This window comes from Kitasatospora sp. NPDC090091 (assembly GCF_044747365.1).
GTDB lineage: Bacteria > Actinomycetota > Actinomycetes > Streptomycetales > Streptomycetaceae > Kitasatospora.
Window position 1 is genome coordinate 88818 of sequence record NZ_JBIVDY010000002.1, and the last position, 17734, is coordinate 106551.

At 73.0% G+C, this 17734-nt stretch carries 20 protein-coding genes and 1 tRNA gene; 15 read left to right on the forward strand and 6 right to left on the reverse strand.

Annotated features, from left to right (window positions below; all coding sequences use genetic code 11):
* The first annotated feature begins 49 nt into the window (after positions 1–49).
* Positions 50–658, forward strand: a complete 609-nt coding sequence (locus ACIPSC_RS03365) for a TetR/AcrR family transcriptional regulator (protein ID WP_400822609.1) — start codon at positions 50–52, stop codon at positions 656–658.
* A 51-nt stretch (positions 659–709) separates the two neighbouring features.
* On the opposite strand, the gene ACIPSC_RS03370 is transcribed toward ACIPSC_RS03365, so the two are convergent.
* Entirely contained in the window at positions 710–922 is a 213-nt protein-coding gene (locus ACIPSC_RS03370; RefSeq protein ID WP_400822611.1) for a KTSC domain-containing protein, read from the reverse strand.
* A 68-nt stretch (positions 923–990) separates the two neighbouring features.
* The gene (locus ACIPSC_RS03375) at positions 991–2517 is read right to left on the reverse strand and encodes an MFS transporter (protein ID WP_400823326.1); all 1527 of its coding nucleotides are present in this window, start codon (positions 2515–2517) and stop codon (positions 991–993) included.
* Between the two features lie 93 nt (positions 2518–2610).
* Between ACIPSC_RS03375 and ACIPSC_RS03380 the strand changes: the two genes are divergently transcribed.
* Entirely contained in the window at positions 2611–3594 is a 984-nt protein-coding gene (locus tag ACIPSC_RS03380; protein WP_400822612.1) for a helix-turn-helix transcriptional regulator, read from the forward strand.
* A 31-nt stretch (positions 3595–3625) separates the two neighbouring features.
* On the opposite strand, the gene ACIPSC_RS03385 is transcribed toward ACIPSC_RS03380, so the two are convergent.
* Entirely contained in the window at positions 3626–4144 is a 519-nt protein-coding gene (locus ACIPSC_RS03385) for a YbhB/YbcL family Raf kinase inhibitor-like protein (RefSeq protein ID WP_400822614.1), read from the reverse strand.
* A 105-nt stretch (positions 4145–4249) separates the two neighbouring features.
* On the opposite strand from ACIPSC_RS03385, the gene ACIPSC_RS03390 reads away from it, so the two are divergent.
* The 3 genes from ACIPSC_RS03390 (at position 4250) to ACIPSC_RS03400 (ending at position 7494) form a co-directional block, all read left to right on the forward strand.
* A complete protein-coding gene (locus ACIPSC_RS03390; protein ID WP_400822616.1) occupies positions 4250–5023 on the forward strand; it encodes a rhomboid family intramembrane serine protease in 774 nt (257 codons plus the stop codon).
* Positions 5024–5127: 104 nt separating this feature from the next.
* Positions 5128–6294: a hypothetical protein gene (locus ACIPSC_RS03395; protein ID WP_400822619.1), complete on the forward strand. Its 1167-nt coding sequence runs from the start codon at positions 5128–5130 to the stop codon at positions 6292–6294.
* A gap of 186 nt (positions 6295–6480) precedes the next feature.
* The gene (locus ACIPSC_RS03400) at positions 6481–7494 is read left to right on the forward strand and encodes a hypothetical protein (protein WP_400822620.1); all 1014 of its coding nucleotides are present in this window, start codon (positions 6481–6483) and stop codon (positions 7492–7494) included.
* Positions 7495–7510: 16 nt separating this feature from the next.
* On the opposite strand, the gene ACIPSC_RS03405 is transcribed toward ACIPSC_RS03400, so the two are convergent.
* On the reverse strand, positions 7511–9127 hold the full coding sequence (locus tag ACIPSC_RS03405; protein ID WP_400822621.1) for a helicase HerA-like domain-containing protein: 1617 nt from the start codon (positions 9125–9127) through the stop codon (positions 7511–7513).
* Between the two features lie 148 nt (positions 9128–9275).
* On the opposite strand from ACIPSC_RS03405, the gene ACIPSC_RS03410 reads away from it, so the two are divergent.
* A complete protein-coding gene (locus ACIPSC_RS03410; RefSeq protein WP_030061387.1) occupies positions 9276–9572 on the forward strand; it encodes a type II toxin-antitoxin system VapB family antitoxin in 297 nt (98 codons plus the stop codon).
* Positions 9573–9807: 235 nt separating this feature from the next.
* Positions 9808–10464 carry a LytR C-terminal domain-containing protein gene (locus ACIPSC_RS03415; protein WP_400822623.1) on the forward strand — a complete coding sequence of 219 codons (657 nt, stop codon included), beginning with the start codon at positions 9808–9810 and terminating at the stop codon, positions 10462–10464.
* A 69-nt stretch (positions 10465–10533) separates the two neighbouring features.
* Here the strand turns inward: ACIPSC_RS03415 and upp are convergent, their stop codons facing one another.
* Positions 10534–11169: a uracil phosphoribosyltransferase gene (gene upp, locus ACIPSC_RS03420; RefSeq protein WP_400822625.1), complete on the reverse strand. Its 636-nt coding sequence runs from the start codon at positions 11167–11169 to the stop codon at positions 10534–10536.
* A 205-nt stretch (positions 11170–11374) separates the two neighbouring features.
* Between upp and ACIPSC_RS03425 the strand changes: the two genes are divergently transcribed.
* The 8 genes from ACIPSC_RS03425 to ACIPSC_RS03460 all read left to right on the forward strand — a co-directional run bounded on the left by ACIPSC_RS03425 (position 11375) and on the right by ACIPSC_RS03460 (position 16514).
* Positions 11375–11611 (forward strand): hypothetical protein, encoded by a 237-nt coding sequence (locus ACIPSC_RS03425; protein WP_238860167.1) that lies wholly within the window; start codon positions 11375–11377, stop codon positions 11609–11611.
* Between the two features lie 233 nt (positions 11612–11844).
* Positions 11845–12396, forward strand: coding sequence for a hypothetical protein (locus ACIPSC_RS03430; RefSeq protein WP_400822627.1), 552 nt, complete (start codon positions 11845–11847; stop codon positions 12394–12396).
* Between the two features lie 39 nt (positions 12397–12435).
* Positions 12436–12951, forward strand: a complete 516-nt coding sequence (gene tadA, locus ACIPSC_RS03435) for a tRNA adenosine(34) deaminase TadA (protein WP_400822629.1) — start codon at positions 12436–12438, stop codon at positions 12949–12951.
* 89 nt (positions 12952–13040) lie between these two features.
* Positions 13041–13130 (forward strand) — tRNA-Ser (locus ACIPSC_RS03440).
* Positions 13131–13579: 449 nt separating this feature from the next.
* On the forward strand, positions 13580–13744 hold the full coding sequence (locus tag ACIPSC_RS03445; protein ID WP_174315669.1) for a hypothetical protein: 165 nt from the start codon (positions 13580–13582) through the stop codon (positions 13742–13744).
* A gap of 61 nt (positions 13745–13805) precedes the next feature.
* Positions 13806–14099, forward strand: a complete 294-nt coding sequence (locus tag ACIPSC_RS03450; protein WP_313764588.1) for a Dabb family protein — start codon at positions 13806–13808, stop codon at positions 14097–14099.
* Between the two features lie 269 nt (positions 14100–14368).
* The gene (locus tag ACIPSC_RS03455; RefSeq protein WP_400822630.1) at positions 14369–15382 is read left to right on the forward strand and encodes an RNA polymerase sigma factor SigF; all 1014 of its coding nucleotides are present in this window, start codon (positions 14369–14371) and stop codon (positions 15380–15382) included.
* Positions 15383–15548: 166 nt separating this feature from the next.
* A complete protein-coding gene (locus ACIPSC_RS03460) occupies positions 15549–16514 on the forward strand; it encodes an RNA polymerase sigma factor SigF (protein WP_400822631.1) in 966 nt (321 codons plus the stop codon).
* Positions 16515–16542: 28 nt separating this feature from the next.
* Here ACIPSC_RS03460 and ACIPSC_RS03465 read toward each other — a convergent pair whose 3' ends face one another.
* Complete coding sequence (locus ACIPSC_RS03465; RefSeq protein WP_400822632.1) at positions 16543–17508, reverse strand: tyrosine-protein phosphatase; 966 nt, start codon at positions 17506–17508, stop codon at positions 16543–16545.
* Positions 17509–17734 lie beyond the last annotated feature (226 nt).

The window sequence follows — 17734 nt, forward strand, 5'->3', positions numbered from 1 at the left end:
TACTAAGCTAGCCCGCCCTGGTAGACACGTGTCAAGTAGGCTTCCCCGCATGCCTCCCCGCCAGCGGCTCAGCCCCGCCGACCGCCGCGCCCAGCTGCTCTCCGTCGGCGCGCAGCTGTTCGCCGCGCGCCCGTACGAGGAGGTGCTGATGGAGGACGTCGCCGAGCGCGCCGGCGTCTCGCGCGCCCTGCTGTACCGGCACTTCGCCAACAAGCACGACCTCTTCGCGGCCGTCTACCGGCAGGCCGCGGACGAGCTGCTCGCCGGGACGACGTTCGACCCCGCCCACACGCTGGTCGAGCAGCTCACGCAGGGCATGGACGCCCACCTCGACTACTTCGTCGCCAACCGCCACGCCGTGCTCGCCGCCAACCGGGTGCTCGCGGGGGACCCGGTCATCCAGACGATCATGAACAACGAGCTGGACGCCCTCCGCGCCCGACTGCTGGGCGTCCTCCCGCTGGCCGACGACGACGCCCGCGAGGCGGTCTCGGGCGTCCTGAAGAGCTGGCTGGTCTTCGTCCAGGTGCTCTGCGTGGACTGGCTCACCGCGGAGACCTGCTCCCGCGCCGAGCTGCGCGACGTCTGCATCGGCGCCGTCCTGGGCGCCGTCCGGCCGCTGCTCGACACGGATCCGGCCCCCGACTGGCCCCGCTGACCCGGCCGGCGGGGGCGCGGCCGGCGGGGGCGCGGCCGGCGCGCGCAGGCCTCAGCCGAGCCGACGGTAGGGGTACCTGCCCCGGATCTCCCGGACGAAGTAGCGGCCGTGGCTCTCGGCCGCCATCAGCTCCCGGTGCACCCGCCCCGGGACGGCCCGGTAGACGTACAGCCGGCCACCGGTGAACTCCAGCTCCAGCACCCGCCGTGCCGCGTCGTATCCGACCGAGCGCAGCACCGACGAGTCCACCGCCGTACGGTCCATGGCCCTCCCAGTGTGCGCACGAAGGCCCCGGCCGCGCACCGCGACCGGGGCCCGTCACCCGCACACCGTCAGACCAGCACGGGCTCCTGCTCCTGCTCCTGCTCCTGCTCCTGCTCCTTCTTCTGCTCCTGCGCCACGGCCTCGGCGCTCTCCGGCGCGAGCGCCGCCGGCCGGTGCCGCGGCAGCGCGCACATCAGCAGGAACACCACCGCCAGCACCCCGACGACCCACCACATCGCGTGCACGAAGGCGGCGCTGAACGCCTCCCCGGCCGCCGCGGGGGCGACCGCCTCCGGCATCGCCCCGAAGAAGGCCACCGACACCAGGCCCAGCCCCAGCGCCATCCCGACCTGGCCCACCGTGTTGATCAGCCCGGAGGCCGACCCGGCGTGCTCACGCGGCACCTCGGCCAGGATCGCGTCCGTGATCGGCGCGACGATCAGCCCCATGCCCAGGCCCATGATCACCAGCGGCAGCGCCATCTGCCAGGGCGCGATCGCCGTGCCGTACCGCTCGGCCTCCGCGATGTAGACCAGCACGCCGGCCGCCATCACCGCCGCGCCCGCCTGGAGCACCTTGCGGCCGAAGCGCGGCACCAGCTTCTGCACCGAGAGTCCGGCGGCCGTGGAGACCGCCAGCGAGAACGGGATGCCGGTCGTGCCGGCCTTGAGCGGGCTCCAGCCCAGCCCGAGCTGCATGTAGAGGGTCCAGACCAGGAAGAAGATCCCGGTGACCACGCCGAAGGTCAGCTGCACCCCGATGCCGGCCGCGAAGCTCCGCACCCGGAACAGCGAGAGCTCGACCAGCGGCGAGCCGTCCCGCCGGGTCTTCACCCGCTCGTAGGCGACGAACAGCGCGAAAACCGGCAGGCTCCCGGCCATCGAGAGGTAGCCCCAGAGCGGCCAGCCGGCCTCCCGGCCGTGGGTGAGCGGGTAGATCAGCATCAGCAGGCCCGCGCTGGCCAGCAGCACGCCCACCAGGTCGAGCTTCAGCGCCCGCTCGGCCTTCGACTCGGCGATGAACGCCCGGCCCAGCAGCAGCCCGGCCACGCCGACCGGCAGGTTGATCAGGAAGATCGGCCGCCAGCCCAGGCCGAAGAGGTCCCACTCGGTCAGCAGCGCGCCGATCATCGGCCCGGAGACCGCGCCCAGCCCCACCACCGCGCCGAACATGCCGAACACCTTGCCGCGCTCCTCCGCCGGGAAGGTCGCGTGGATGATCGACAGCACCTGCGGCACCATCAGGGCGGCGGTGGCGCCCTGCACCACCCGCATCGCGACCAGCATCTCGGCGCCGCTCGCCACTCCGCAGAGCGCGGAGGCGAGCGTGAAGCCGCCGATGCCGACCAGGAACAGCCGCTTCCGGCCGTGGATGTCGCCCAGCCGGCCGCCGGTGATCAGCCCGATCGCGAAGGCCAGCGCGTAGCCCCCGGTCACCCACTGGACGGCGCTGAACGAGGCCCCGGTGTCGGCCTGGATGCTCGGCACCGCGATGTTCACGATGGTGACGTCCACCAGGTCCATGAACGAGGCGGTCATCACGATCGCCAGCGCGATCCACCTCCGGCGGTCCGCCGCCACGGCGTCCCTCGTCATCACGTACTCCTCTTCGTCGCTCTTCGGCACGTCTGCGACGGTAGAGGGCATGTAGGTCAGATCCTGTCCGCCTTGTCCGGCATGCTGGGCACCATGACCGACACTCCGGCACGACTGCTGAGCCTGCTCTCCCTGCTCCAGACGCCGCGCGAGTGGCCCGGCAGCGAACTGGCCGAGCGCCTCGACGTCAGCCCGCGCACGATCCGCCGCGACATCGACCGGCTGCGTGCGCTCGGCTACCCGGTCGAGGCGACGATGGGCGCCGTCGGCGGCTACCGGCTGGTGGCCGGGACGGCCATGCCGCCGCTGCTGCTCGACGACGAGGAGGCGGTGGCCATCGCCGTCGGCCTCCGGGCGGCCGCCGGGCACGCCGTGGTGGGCATCGAGGAGGCCTCGGTGCGCGCGCTCGGCAAACTGCTCCAAGTGCTGCCGAGCCGGCTGCGCCACCGGGTCGGCGCGCTCAACACGGCCACCGTCCCGCTGCTCACCGGCGACGGCCCGACCGTCGACCCCGAGGACCTCACCGTGCTCGCCAACGCCGTCACCAACCGGGAACGCGTGCGCTTCGCCTACCGGGCCGGCGACGGCGCCGAGACCAGGCGCCAGGTCGAGCCGGAGCGGCTGGTCTCGGCGGGCCGCCGCTGGTACCTCGTCGGGTACGACCTGCACCGCGACGACTGGCGGCTGTTCCGGGTCGACCGGCTCAGCGAGCCGTTCGCCACCGGCGCCCGGTTCACCCCGCGGCCGCTGCCCGCCGAGGACGCGGCCGCGTTCGTGGCGAGCAAGCTCCGCCGGCAGTCCCCGACGTACACCCTGGAGGCCACCCTGCAGGCGCCCGCGGCCGAGGTCGCGCGCCGGATCGGCGGCTACGGCGACTCCGCGGTCGAGCCGGTCGACGAGCGGACCTGCCGCCTCCGCTCCAGGGGCGACTCACTGGAGTGGCTGGCGATGCGCCTGCTGATGCTCGGCTGCGAGTTCGAGGTGCACCGGCCGACCGAACTGCACGCCCACCTGCGCGACCTCGCCGGCCGGGCCGACCGCGCCGCGAACGGCGGGGGCCGGGGCGGCACGGACTGATCCGTGCCGCCCCGGCCCCGTGGACGGTCCGTCAGACGCCGTACTCGGCGGTCAGCACCGCGCGGGCCAGCGTGTGGAAGGTGATGTGGAAGCCGACCTGCGCCGGCGGCGTGTCGGCGGCGACGTCCAGCGCCTCGACGTCCAGCGCGTGCACGGCGAAGGCGTACCGGTGCGGGGCACCGGGCGGCGGCGCGGCGCCGTCGTACTTGTTGCCGGGGAAGTCGTTGCGGGCGTGGAACGAGCGGGCGCCCGGCAGGTCGGCGTCGGACGCGCCGGCGCCGCGCGCCAGGCCGGCGGTGTCGGCCGGCAGGTTGAGGGCGAGCCAGTGCCACCAGCCGGAGCCGGTCGGGGCGTCCGGGTCGTAGCAGGTGACGGCGATGGACCTGGTGCCCTCGGGCAGGCCGGACCAGGCCAGCTGCGGCGAGAGGTTGCCGCCGGCGTGGATGAACTCCTCGGCCAGCTTGCCGCCTTCGGCGATGTCCTCGCTGGTCAGCTCGAAGGACGGCACCTGCGGCAGGAACTCGTACGGCAGCGGCGGACGAACACTCATGGGTGGTCACCTCTCGACGAGCCGGTGGGCCCGGCTCCTGGCTGAATGACGCCATTCACTCTAGTGGGGTGCACACCCGATCGACGCGGCCCTAGAGTCGCCGTCATGGCCTCGAACGACCAGAGCGGTTCCGCGTCCGCCCTCGATCCCGTCCGGATGATCGCCGATGCGCGGCGGGCGCTCTTCACCATGGTCGGCGTCATGGCCGTCGTCTGGCTGCTGCAGCTGGTGAACTGGCTCGACGACTACGGCCTCAGCCGGGCGTACGGGGTGCGGCCGCAGGACCTCGGCAGCCTGCCGCACATCGTCACCTCGCCGCTGCTGCACTGGAACTGGGCGCACCTGGAGGCCAATTCCGGCCCGCTGTTCGTCTTCGGCTTCCTCGCCGCCTACCGCGGGGTGAAGAAGTTCCTGGGCCTGACCGCGCTGCTCGCGGTGACCAGCGAGCTGACGGCCTGGGTCTTCGACAAGCCGAACTCCATCGGCGTCGGCGCCAGCGGTCTGGTGTTCGGCTACTTCGGCTACGTGGTTCTCCGCGGCGTCTTCGACCGCAACCTGATCGACACCCTGATCGGCGTCGTACTCGGCGCCTCCTACGCCTACATGGTCACCGGGGCCCTGCCGGGCGTCGCCCCGGGCATCAGCTGGGCCGCCCACCTCGGCGGACTGGTGGGCGGACTGGCCGGCGCCTGGATCTTCCGCAACCGGGAACCGAAGGCCGCCGCCCCGAAGCCCGCCACCACCGGCACCACCACCGGCACCACCACCGGCACCACCACCCGCACCGCCGCCACCCGCACCGCCGCCGGTCCGGGCACCCCCGCCGTCCCCGGCTCCCGGGCCGAGCTGCTCAAGGAGCTGGACGACCTGGGCCTCTGAACCGCAGCGGCCGGACCGCAGCGGCGCGCCACCGGCCAGGTATAGACCAATAACCCCCCGCGGGCTAGCGTGAGGGCACCTGCCCCCTGCTCCGGAGCCGCACCGTGGAGTCGTCCGTCCTCGCCTTCGCCACCGATCTGCTCGACGAGGGGGCCGACACCTTCTTCGGCAACCTCACCGACCGGGCGGGCGTCGGCGGCGTCACCCTCGCCTCGGTCTACCACGCGGCCCGGGACGTCTTCCCGCACAACCCGCACCGGGTCATCCGCCACCTGGAGCCCGGCGCCGCCTACTTCCGCCCCGACCCGGACCGCTGGGCCGGCCACCGGCTCCGGCCGACCCCGTCCACCGCGATCGGCGACCGCGACCCCTTCGCCGAGGCCGCCGCCGAGGCCCGCCGGCGCGGACTGAAGCTGCACGCCTGGACGGTCTTCTGCCACAACGACCGGCTCGGCTTCGAACACCCCGACTGCGCCCCCGCCAACGCCTTCGGCGACCGGCAGCTCACCGACCTCTGCCCGGCCCACCCGGAGGTCCGCGCGTACGCCGCGACCCTGGTCACCGAACTGGCCCGGTACGGGGTGGACGCGATCCGGGCCGAATCGCTGCACTTCCACGGCCTGCGCCACGGCTACCACCACGAGCGCTACTTCGAGGAGCTGGGCCCGGTCGCCGAGGCCCTGCTCGGGGTCTGCTTCTGCGCGCACTGCCGCGCCACCGCCGACCGGGTCGGCGTGCCCGCCGACGAGGTGGCGGCGGCGGTCCGGACCGAGCTGCGCCGCCGGCTGTCGGACGAGGCGGCCGCCGCCGCACCCGCCGCCCTGGACGAGTTGGCGGGCGGCGCCTTCGCCGCGTACGTCGACGCCTCCGCCGCCACGGTGACCTCACTCGCCGCCGAGCTGGCCGAGCAGGCCCGCCACCACGGCATGCGGCTGAGCTTCATGGACGGCGGCGGCCCGGGCCGGGGGTGGCTCGCCGGCATCGACCTGCCCGCACTCGCCGGGGCCGCCGACCAGATCGAGACCCTCGGCTACGCGAAGTCCCCGGAGGCGGTCCGCGAGAAGGTCGCCGCCTTCGCCCTGCACGGCGTCCGCCCGCAGGAGATGGCGGTGATCCTGCGGCCGATGGCCTCGGACTGCGACGGCCCGGCCGACCTCGCCGCCAAGATCGCCGTGCTGCGTGAGCTGGGCGTGCCGGAGGTGGAGTTCTACCACTACGGCCTGATGCGGCTCTCCTCGCTCGACCGGATCGGGGCCGCCCTCCGCGGCTGAGGCGGGCGGCCGGCCGGCACGGGAAACCGGCCGGCCGGGGCAGGTACCGGCCAGGCAGGATCCGGCCAACGACTGCCCGCCCATTGGCCGAAAACCATCGCTCACCTGCGCGATTACCCCTGTCCATGCCAACATCTGGACCCTAGGCTCCCCCTCGTCGTGATCATCCGCCGAGGGGGAGCAACCATGGAGACCACACCCGCCCGCATCAGCCGCCGCAGGCTGCTCGCCGGAGCCGCGGGCACCGCCGGTGCCGCCGCCCTGGCCACCGCGGCCGGCACCGCCCCGGCCACCGCGGCCACCATTCCGGCGGCCGCCCCCTACGCACTCAAGCTCCCGCACCAGATCGAGGCCGAGGCGCTGGTCGACAACCTGCGCCTGCTGCCCTGGGAGTTCGAGGCCAACCGCTACAAGGCGAAGAACACCCCGCTGGAGGGCCTCAACAGCCGCGTCCAGTGGGGCAGCCCCGGCCACCCCGAGGACTTCTACAACCTCTCGCAGTGCGCGTCCTTCCTCAGCCTGGTGCTGGAGCGCGCCTACGGCACCGCGCCCACCAAGCCGGCCGCCGCCCTGCCCTGGTCGGCCTACAGCTACGGCTGGGCGAACGAGCAGTACTTCCGGGACAACTTCTTCCTCGACAAGACCGACACCAAGGACTTCCCGAACGCCCAGGAGTACCGGACCGCCTTCGCCCGGAAGGACGTCGCCGGGGCCGACCCGCTGCCGCACTTCGAGCCCGTCACCAAGCCGGTCAACCTGCGCCCCGGCGACCTCGTCGCCTTCGAGTACGACGACGACAGCGATGCGCTCTACACCGGGCACATCGTCATGATCCGCGAGCGCAAGGGCATCTGGACCGACCCCGAGACCGACAGGCTCGTCGGCCCCAACGTCGTCCCGTACGTCTTCGAGGTCATCGACTGCACCAGCAGCCCGCACGGCGGCCCGAGCCTCGGCGGCGCCGCCACCGAGCTCTACCGGGCCTTCCCCGACACCCGCTTCGAGGAGGTCTTCGCGACCACCGGCCAGTCCACCTTCGTCAAGCACAACGGCGTCGGCTACGGCCACATGGTCTTCTACGCGGACGCCGACACCAAGCTGTTCGCCGGCTACCGCTGGAGCGTGACCTCCAAGACGCCGCACGCGGCGAAGGACCGCCCGATCGCGGCCGGCCGGGTCTGGCTCAAGGACAACCTCTGATCCGGACCCGCCCCCGTCACCTCCGCCGCCGGGACGTTCCGAACAGGCTCCGGGAGATCTCCCGCCCGAGCTGAGTCCCGGCGGACCGCGCGAAGGACTTGAGCGCCGGGCTGCTCAGCAGCGAACCGAGCAGCCCGCCGCCCTCCTTGCCGCCCCGCTCCGCCTCCTCTCCGGACGCCTCCTCCGGAACGTCCCGCGCCTCCGGCACCTCGGCGGCAGCGGGCCGCGCCGCCCGGGCGGCCAGCTTCTCGTACGCCGACTCCCGGTCGACCGCGTCCCGGTACCGGGCCGTCAGGGCGGAGACGTCCACCGCCGCCCGCAGCGCCGCCGGCTCGATCGGCCCCATCAGCGACTGCGGCGCCCGCAGCCTGGTCGCCGCCACCGGCGTCGGCGCGCCCTTCTCGGAGAGCACCGTCACCACCGCCTCGCCGGTGCCGAGCGTGGTCAGCACCTCCCCCAGGTCGTACGCGGGCGACCGGGGGAAGGTCGACACGGTCGCCTTCAGCGCCTTGGCGTCGTCCGGGGTGAAGGCGCGCAGCGCGTGCTGCACCCGGTTGCCCAGCTGGGCGAGCACGTCGGCGGGGACGTCCTTCGGCGTCTGGGTGACGAGGAAGATGCCCACGCCCTTGGACCGGATCAGCCGGACGGTCTGGGTGATCGCCTCCAGGAAGGCCTTGGAAGCGCCCTTGAAGAGCAGGTGCGCCTCGTCGAAGAAGAAGACCAGCTTGGGGCGGTCGAGGTCGCCCACCTCGGGGAGCTCCTGGTAGAGGTCGGCCAGCAGCCACATCAGGAAGGTCGAGAAGAGCCGCGGCCGGTCCTGCACCGCGGGCAGCTCCAGCACCGAGACCACGCCCCGGCCGTCCGGCGCGGTCCGCAGCAGCTCGGTGGTGTCGAACTCCGGCTCGCCGAAGAACGCGCCGGCTCCCTCGTTCTCCAGCATGGTGAGCGAGCGGAGGATCACCCCGGCGGTCGCCGCGGAGAGCCCGCCGATGCCCTTCAGCTCCTCCTTCCCCTCGGGCGAGGCGAGGAAGGAGATGACGGCGGTGAGGTCCTTGAGGTCGTACAGCTCCAGCCCGTTGCGGTCGGCGTAGTGGAAGACCAGGCCGAGCGAGGACTCCTGGGTCTCGTTCAGGTCCAGCACCTTGGCCAGCAGCAGCGGGCCGAAGCTGGTCACGGTGGCCCGGATCGGGATGCCCTCGCCCTGACCGCCGAGCGCGTAGAACTCGCCCGGACAGCCCTGCGGCGCCCAGCTCTGGCCCACCTCGGCCGCACGGGCGGCGGTCCGCTCGCTCGGCGCGCCGGGCGCCGAGACACCGGAGACGTCGCCCTTGACGTCGGCCAGGAACACCGGGACGCCCTGGGCGGAGAGCTGCTCGGCGATCAGCTGGAGGGTCTTGGTCTTGCCGGTGCCGGTGGCGCCGGCCACCAACCCGTGCCGGTTGAGCACCCCGAGCGGGACGCGGACGGGGGCGTCCGGGTAGGCGGTGCCGTCCAGCAGTACGGCGCCGAGGTCGAGTGCGGGGCCGGTGAAGGCGTAGCCGGCGGCGATCTCCCGCACCTGCGGCGGGAGACCGGCGGGGGCGGGGCCGGCGGACGGCGGCTCGGCGGGGGACGGCTGCTCGGCGGGGGCCATCGGGCACACTCCAGAGGCAGAGCTGAGGAACGACGATCGCGACATTTCCCATGAAACAGCCGCAATCGGCCGCCCGCAGCTCGCACCCGAGGGCGTGGCGGCGCCGCGGCTGCTGCGCCATCCGCCGCCCAAACGGTAGGCTTTCCGTGTGATCTTCAAACGCATCGGCAATGGGCGGCCGTACCCGGATCACGGCCGGACCAGCACCCGCCAGTGGGCGGACGTCGCCCCGCGTCCGGTGCGCCTGGACCAGCTGGTGACCACCAAGGGGCAGCTGGACCTCGAAACGCTCCTCGCGGAGGACTCCACCTTCTACGGGGACCTCTTCGCCCACGTCGTGAAGTGGCACGGCGACCTCTACCTGGAGGACGGGCTGCACCGGGCGGTCCGCGCCGCGCTCCAGCAGCGCCAGGTGCTGCACGCCCGCGTCCTAGAGATGGAGTGACGGGCCCCTCCCGCGTACCGCCGCACCGCCTTCCGGCCACCCGCCGGGGGGCGGTCCGTTCGTACCCGGATACCTCCTTTCGGGTACCGGCGTACTCCAGATGATGATCATTTAGTACCTTCGCTGCCGTACCGCACTAGTCTGCTGACTACGGCCGCGACCACGGCGAACGCCGGCACCGGCCTACCCGTCACCCGATCCCCGCCCTGGCACGAGGGGGAGACAAACCGTGAGCATGTTGACTCCCCAAGGCCTGAAGGGGAAGCAGTACCGCATCACCGGCAACAGCTATCCACGGCTGGGCCGGCCGCCGAAGAAGAGCCGCAAGGTGTTCGCCCTGATCGGCTCGGTGCTCGCACTGGCGCTGATCGCCCTGGGCGGCGTGCAGCTCTACGACATCTTCACAGGCAAGGGCAAGAACTCCTCCGCCCAGGCCTGCGCGACGCCCTCCGGCAAGCCGCTGGCCGCGCCCACCCCGGACGCGTCGCCCGGCGCCCCCGCCGGCGACCCGAAGGCCATCCCGCAGCCGACCGCCTTCAAGCTGAACGTCTTCAACGCCACCACCAAGTCCGGCCTGGCCGGGCGGACGGCCGAGGAGTTCACCAAGCGCGGCTTCACCGTCGACAAGAAGGGCAACGCCCCGGCCGAGCTGGACAAGAAGGTGCCCGGCACCGCCGTGGTGATCGCCGGTCCGGCCGGCGCCGGCGCCGCCACCCTGATCAGCTCGCAGATCGCCGGGGCCACCGTCACCACGGACGCCCGCACCGACAACACCGTGGACGTCGTCGTCGGCGACAGCTACAACGCCCTGCTGGACGAGACGCAGGCGGCGGCCGCCCTGGCCCTGGCCACCAAGCCCTCCCCGACTCCCAGCACCACCGGCAGCTGCTGAGCCGCTCCCGGACGCGAAGGAGCCCCCCGGCGCCGTGCCGGGGGGCTCCTTCGCGTCGAGGTGCCGGACTCAGCCGGCGGTGCCGTACAGGCGGTCGCCCGCGTCGCCGAGCCCGGGGACGATGTAGCCGTTCTCGTTCAGCCGCTGGTCGATCGCGGCGGTGACGACGGTGACCGGCAGCCCGGCCAGCTCCTTCTCCATCACCGCGACGCCCTCGGGGGCCGCGAGCAGCACCACGGCGGTGACGTCGGTGGCGCCCCGCTCGATCAGCATCCGGATCGCGGCGACCAGCGTGCCGCCGGTGGCCAGCATCGGGTCGAGCACGTAGACCTGGCGGCCGGAGAGGTCGTCCGGCATCCGGGTGGCGTAGGTGGAGGCCTCCAGGGTCTCCTCGTTGCGCACCATGCCGAGGAAGCCCACCTCGGCGGTCGGCAGCAGCCGGGTCATCCCGTCCAGCATGCCGAGGCCGGCCCGGAGGATCGGCACCACCAGCGGGCGCGGGTAGCTCAGCCGGGTACCGGTGGTGACCGCCACGGGCGTGGTGATCTCGACCTCGTCGGTGCGGACGTCCCGGGTCGCCTCGTACGCGAGGAGGGTGACCAGCTCGTCGGTCAGGCGACGGAAGGTCGGCGAGTCGGTGCGCTCGTCGCGCAGGGTGGAGAGCTTGTGGGCGACCAGGGGGTGGTCGACGACGTGGATCCGCATGCGTCGAGGTTAGCCCGCGACCGGACGCCCGTACGACCCGCCTTGGCCCGCCCGGCCGAGAACAGCCCCCGGACGGCCGCCCCGGAGGCCCCGCCGGCGGGGAGCCGGAGTGACATCGCCGTGACACGCCGTGACGGACCGCGAATGTCCGGACGGAACGGCTTCCTGTGGTATCAACCGGGCGGATCTGGGAAAGTCACGTCCTATGACGAGCAACCCGAGGACCGGGGACGGCTCGGCGGACGGCCCCCTGGGCCCGTCGGGCGGGCGCTCGGGCCAGCCCCCGGACCGCCCGGAGACGGAGGCGGAGCGCCGCAAGCGGCGGGCCGTCTTCCTGCGCGAGCTCGCCGAGGCGCGCGAACTGAGGGAGCGGGTCCAGCCCCGCCGGACCAAGGAGCGCCGGATGCGCGAGGCGATGCGGATGCGAACCTTCCGGATCTGACAACGATCCGGCCGGTCCGGCGCGGCCGGGGCCGCGGTTCACCGGCTCCCGGCCAAGGCTTCCGACACGACCTGCAAAGACGCGCTGCCGAACACCCCCCGCAAGGGCGGGCTTTCTGTCACGATTCCGATGGGACGGTCCGAACAGCGGACCGCCTCTGGCGCGGGGGCGGCCAGGATCCGCGTTGCCCGAGCGCGCCGACAGCCGAGACCGAGATCTTGGGAGTGTCCCTGGTGGCGTACTTCGCTGCAGTGCTTGCTCGCACCGAGGACGGGTGGGATGTGAGCGAGACGGAGCTCGACAACGTCGAAACGCTGGCCGACCTGGCCGACCTGGCCCGCGAGGCCGCGCAGGACGACGACAGCGTCCTGGTCTTCATCGAACAGGAGGACGCCTGGTTCGCCATCGTCCGGGTCGACGGCGAGGACGACCCCCGGATCTTCGTGTCGGACGGCGCCGCCGCCGCGCGCAGCTCCTACGGCTCCGTCCTCACCGACGAGCTGGTCGACCAGGCCGGCGAGAGCGAGTTCGGCGACCTCGACAACCTGGTGGCCGAACTGGAGGACGAGGAGGCGGCCCAGGAGCAGGAGGACGAGGACGAGGACGCGGCCGACCGCGGCGGCGTCCCGGTCGGCCCGCTCGGCGACTCCCACCTGCTCATCGAGTTCGGGCTGGCCTCGGAGGAGCTGCTCGGGCTCAGCGGCGAGGGCGCGGTGCCCGGCGACGCGCTGGAGGAGATCGCCGAGGCCCTCGGCTGCGGCGAGGTCCTGGAGGCCGTGCGGTAGCGGCCGGTGCCGCTCGACGGATGCCGGACACTGGATGCCATGCAGTCCGCGCCCGCCCACCAGGCCGCCCCCCTCCCCGCTCCCGTCCGCCCCGACCCGGTCCGCGACCGCTGGGCGGCGCCGATGCGCCTCGCCATGGCCGAGGCCGCGCTGGCGCCGGCCACCGGGGACGTCCCGGTCGGGGCGCTCGTCCTGGCCCCGGACGGCGAGGTGATCGGACGCGGCCACAACGAGCGCGAGGCGATCGGCGACCCGACCGCGCACGCCGAGGTGGTGGCGATCCGGCAGGCGGCAGAGAAGATCGGGGAGTGGCGACTCGGCGGGTGCACGCTGGTCGTCACCCTGGAGCCGTGCACGATGTGCGCGGGCGCCATCGTGCTCTCCCGGATCGACCGCGTGGTCTACGGCGCCCTGGACGAGAAGGCCGGCGCGGCCGGCTCCCTCTTCGACGTGATGCGCGACCGGCGCCTCAACCACCGCCCCGAGGTGGTCCGGGGCGTCCTCGCCGACGAGTGCGCCGAGCAGCTCCGGGGCTTCTTCGACACCCACCGCTGAGCCCCTCCGCACTCCTACCGCACGCCCGCCGGACGCCCCCGCGGATACGGATTTCGTGACGGCGGGCACCGTCCGGTAGAGTTCCCCTCGGTAGCGTGTCCGAGCGGCCAAAGGAGCACGCCTCGAAAGCGTGTGTGGGGGCAACTCCACCGTGGGTTCGAATCCCACCGCTACCGCCAGCAACACGAAGGCCCGTCCGTCCGGACGGGCCTTCGTCGTTTCCGCGCACCCTCATCCGCGGAAAGTGGGCTCCGCGCCGGGGGCCGATGACCACCAACGCCCTTCGTGCACGGAGCCTGAGGGGGAGCGGTTCGGGGGGACTGACCGCTCCCCCGGACGGAGTCCCACAACCGGGGCCGCGTCGGGGGGAAGCCGCGGCACCCGGTCCCACAGCGGGGAGCTCCGGATCCACGTACCGGGGACTCCTGCCAGATCCTCGGTACGACATCCATCCTGCTCGACCGCCCGCGCCGGGGCACCCGGAGAAAGGCCCCAGTCGCGAGGACCTTCGTCCCGCCGGGTGAACGCGTCGCACACTTGATGGGCCGTTCGGTGGATAAGCTGCCCACTGCAGAGGGCCGCTCGGGGACCGAGTGACGGCGGCCCGCAGCAGGGAGGAAGGTCCCGGATGGCGCAGGCGAAGAAGATCGGCATGGTCCTCCTGCTCGTCTTCGTGCTCTACACGATCATCACGTCACCCGCCCGGGCCGCCGAGCTGGTCCAACTGGGGTTCGAGGGCATCTCGAACGCCGCCAAGGCCATCGGCACCTTCATGACCGGGCTGGTGAAGTAGGCCCCGGGGCACCCGGCTACGGTGGGGCCGTCCCTCAACCCCGTCCGCTAGGAGCGGCATCGTGATCCGGCATCTGGTCCTGTTCAAGCTCAACGAAGGCGTCGGCAAGGACGACGCCCGCGCGCTCGCCGGCGCCAAGGCCTTCGAGGAGCTCGGCCCGGTGATCCCCGAGCTGCGCGAGTGGGAGTGCGGCTGGAACACCACCGAGCGCGACATCGCGTACGACTACGCCATCAACAGCCTGGTCGAGGACCGCGAGGCGCTGCAGTCCTACCTCACCCACCCGGCCCACCAGGCCGCGGCCGGTCAGTGGCGCGAGTTCGCCACCTGGGTGATCGCCGACATCGAGGTCTGATCCCCGGGGCGTCCCCCGGACGGACCGCGGCGCCCCGCCCGAGACCCGGGCGGGGCGCCTTGCTCTGTCCAGGAACGGTCCTCCCGGTGCCCCGCCGGGAGGCCCCGCGAAGCGCCAACACCGCACCAACACACCTCCGCTCGGTGCTTGCCCGAACTGCGCCCAGCTTGTGATGCTATGACCGGTTTTGCCGGACATGGCGAGGTGGTGAATCGAGACGCGACACCCGATCCGCAAGTCCCACCGTTGTCGACTTTGGGAGGGGTGACGTGTCCGTGCGGACACCAGGGAGCGCGCCGGGCGCCGACACCGGTCCGGCCGCCGCACCGGCCGCCGCGCAGTCCGCCACGGCGCCGTCCGCGACCGCGCCGGCCGCCGCCGCGCACTCCGCCGCCGCGCGGCCGGCCGCACCGACCGCTCAGCCCCCCGCCCCGGCCAACCCGCCGGAGGAGGTGCTGGCCGCGATCATCAGCCCCGCCGGCGAGCTGCGGCCGGACGGCCTGCGCGGCCCCGGGGGCCGCCCCGCGGTGGACGTCCGGACGCTGACCCGGGTGCTGTTCGAGCGGCTCGCCGAACTGCCCCCGGACGCCCCCGAGCGGGAGCGGGTCCGGGCCGCCCTGATCGAGGTGAACATCCCGCTGGTCCGCTACGCGGCCACCCGGTTCCGCAGCCGCAGCGAGCCGATGGAGGACGTCGTCCAGGTCGGCACGATCGGCCTGATCAACGCGATCGACCGGTTCGACCCGAGCCGCGGCGTGCAGTTCCCCACCTACGCGCTGCCGACCATCCTCGGCGAGATCAAGCGCTACTTCCGGGACAACGTCCGCACCATGCACGTCCCGCGCCGGCTGCAGGAGCTCTGGGTGCAGGTCAGCGGCGCGATGGAGGAGCTGACGGTGGTCCACGGCCGGGCCCCCAAGGTGCCCGAGATCGCCGCCAGCCTGCGCATCCCGGAGGAGGACGTCCGGGCCTGCCTGGACGCCGGCCGGGCCTACAACGCGGCCTCGCTGGAGGCCGCCCAGGAGCACGAGGGCGGGCTCGCCCTGCTGGACCGGCTGGGCTACGAGGACTCGGCACTGGCCGAGGTCGAGCACCGGGACATGGTCCGCCACCTGCTGGTCCAGCTGCCCGAGCGGGAGCGGCGGATCGTCATGCTGCGGTTCTTCGCCAACCTGACGCAGTCGCAGATCAGCACCGAGCTGGGGATGTCCCAGATGCACGTCTCCCGGCTGCTCTCGCGGATCCTGACCAGGCTCCGGACCGGCAACTCCTGGGAGGACTGACCGGCACGCGGGGGCAGCGGCCGATCGCTGCGCGTTACCCCCTCGTGACATCTTGCGACACTCGGGTTTGCCGGGGCCGGTGCGCCGGTATGGAGGGGGAAGGCGCCGTGCGGGAACGCTCCCGCGACGGCACCCGTTGAACCGTCAGTCACAAGGGGGTGGGCGCATGTCCGGAGAGCTGGGCACTGCGGAGATCCACACTGCACGGAGCCAGGCCGGTGCGGCCGACCGCACGGCGACCGCCGGCCTGATCCCGCTCCAGCGGGCCGAGGCCGCACCGCCCGTCCCCGGCGCCGACGCCCCGCCCGGCACCGCCGGGCCGGCCGCCGTCGCCGGGCCGGCCGCCGTCGTCGCCGAGCCGGCCGCCACCGGTCTCGACACCCGGACGCTCTCCCGCTCGCTCTTCCTGCGGCTGGCCGCACTGGAGACCGGCAGCGCGGAGCACACCTACGTCCGCGACACCCTGATCGAGCTCAACCTGCCGCTGGTGCGGTACGCCTCGGCCCGGTTCCGCAGCCGCAACGAGCCGATGGAGGACATCGTCCAGGTCGGCACGATCGGCCTGATCAAGGCGATCGACCGGTTCGACCCGGAGCGCGGGGTGGAGTTCCCCACCTTCGCGATGCCGACCGTGGTCGGCGAGATCAAGCGCTTCTTCCGGGACACCAGCTGGTCGGTGCGGGTCCCCCGGCGGCTGCAGGAGCTGCGGCTGGCCCTCACCAAGGCCGGCGACGAGCTCTCCCAGCGGCTGGACCGCTCCCCCACCGTCGCCGAGCTGGCCGCCTGCCTCGGCGTCAGCGAGGAGGACGTGGTCGAGGGCCTGGCGGTGGGCAACGCGTACACCGCCAGCTCGCTGGACTCCGCCCCCGGCGAGGAGGAGGGCGACGGCCCGCTGGCCGAGCGGCTCGGCTACGAGGACCTCGCCCTGGAGGGCGTGGAGTACCGCGAGTCGCTCAAGCCGCTGCTGGCCAAGCTGCCGCCGCGCGAGCGCCGGATCATCATGCTGCGGTTCTTCGGCAACCTCACCCAGTCGCAGATCGGCGAGGAGATCGGCATCTCCCAGATGCACGTCTCCCGACTGCTGACCAAGACCCTCACGCAGCTGCGCGAGGGCCTCATCAGCGAGGTCTGAGCCGCCGCGGCGGGCGCCCGGACAGGACCTACCGGGCGTCCGCCAGCAGGTTGGCCCGCAGGCCGGCGAGCACCCCGTCGTCCAGCCCCAGACCGTCCTGCCAGAACTCCTCGAAGGTGGCCCAGCCGGCGTCGACCTCCTCGAAGGCCGCCTCCAGGTAGCGGCGCTCCGCCCGGAAGACCGGGAGCAGCAGCTCCGGCTCCTGCATCAGGCCACGGGTGCCGAAGCTGTCGACGACGTGCTCCACGATCGCGGCGGAGCGCTCGTTGGTGAGCAGGTAGTCGGCGAAGACCGTCTCGCGGTCGACCCCGAGGGCGGTCAGCAGGACGGCGGCCGTCCAGCCGGTCCGGTCCTTGCCGGCCGAGCAGTGGAAGATCAGCGGCGGGCCGTCCGGGGCGGCCAGCAGGCGCAGCACGGCGGCGAAGCGCTCCCGGGCCACGGCGTCCGTGACGAACCACCGGTAGAGGCCGATCATCATCGCGGCGGCCTTGCCGTCCCCGAGCAGCGCGCGCTGCTTCTCCGGGCTGCGGTCGGCCAGGGCGTCGCGCAGCGCCACGTAGATGTCGAAGTCCGCCGCGAAGACCGGCAGGTGGTGCAGGGTCATGCCGTCCCCGGAGGCGGGCGCCACGGTGATCGGCGCGGACGAGAGCTCGGCGGCCGCGATCGCGGCGACCGGCAGGCCCGGGACGCGGTCCGGACCGGCCTCGCGGACCTCGTCGAGGCTGCGCAGATCGACCACCTGGCGCAGACCGATCGCCGCCAGCAGGCCGAGGTCCTCCTCGGTGAGCCGGTTGAGACCGTCGCTGCGCAGCGCCACGCCGTGCTTGAGCACCCGGCCGTCGGCCGTCCGGTAGCCGCCGAGATCGCGGGCGTTGACGGCGCCGCGGAGCCCGAGGCTCCGGGCCTGCGGGGCCGCCTCGACACCGTCCGTCGGCACGCGCACCGCTTTCCGGTCGGCCTGGATTGCGGTGGTCTCGGTCTGCTGCTCGGTCACGCGGTGGCCTCCATTGGATATTCGGACTGTGACATGGCACAACCCTGCGCAATATTGCATGAACCTGCCCGACAGAACGGCTGGATGTGCAAGAGTGTCATGCGCAACGCCGCCAGTGTAGGCCGCGGGTTACCGGCCCCGGCCAGAAGATCGGTGACCAGCGGTAACGCTCCGACTCCGCCGCCTTTTAATTCTCAATTCATTATTTGCGCAACAGGCTCGGTTC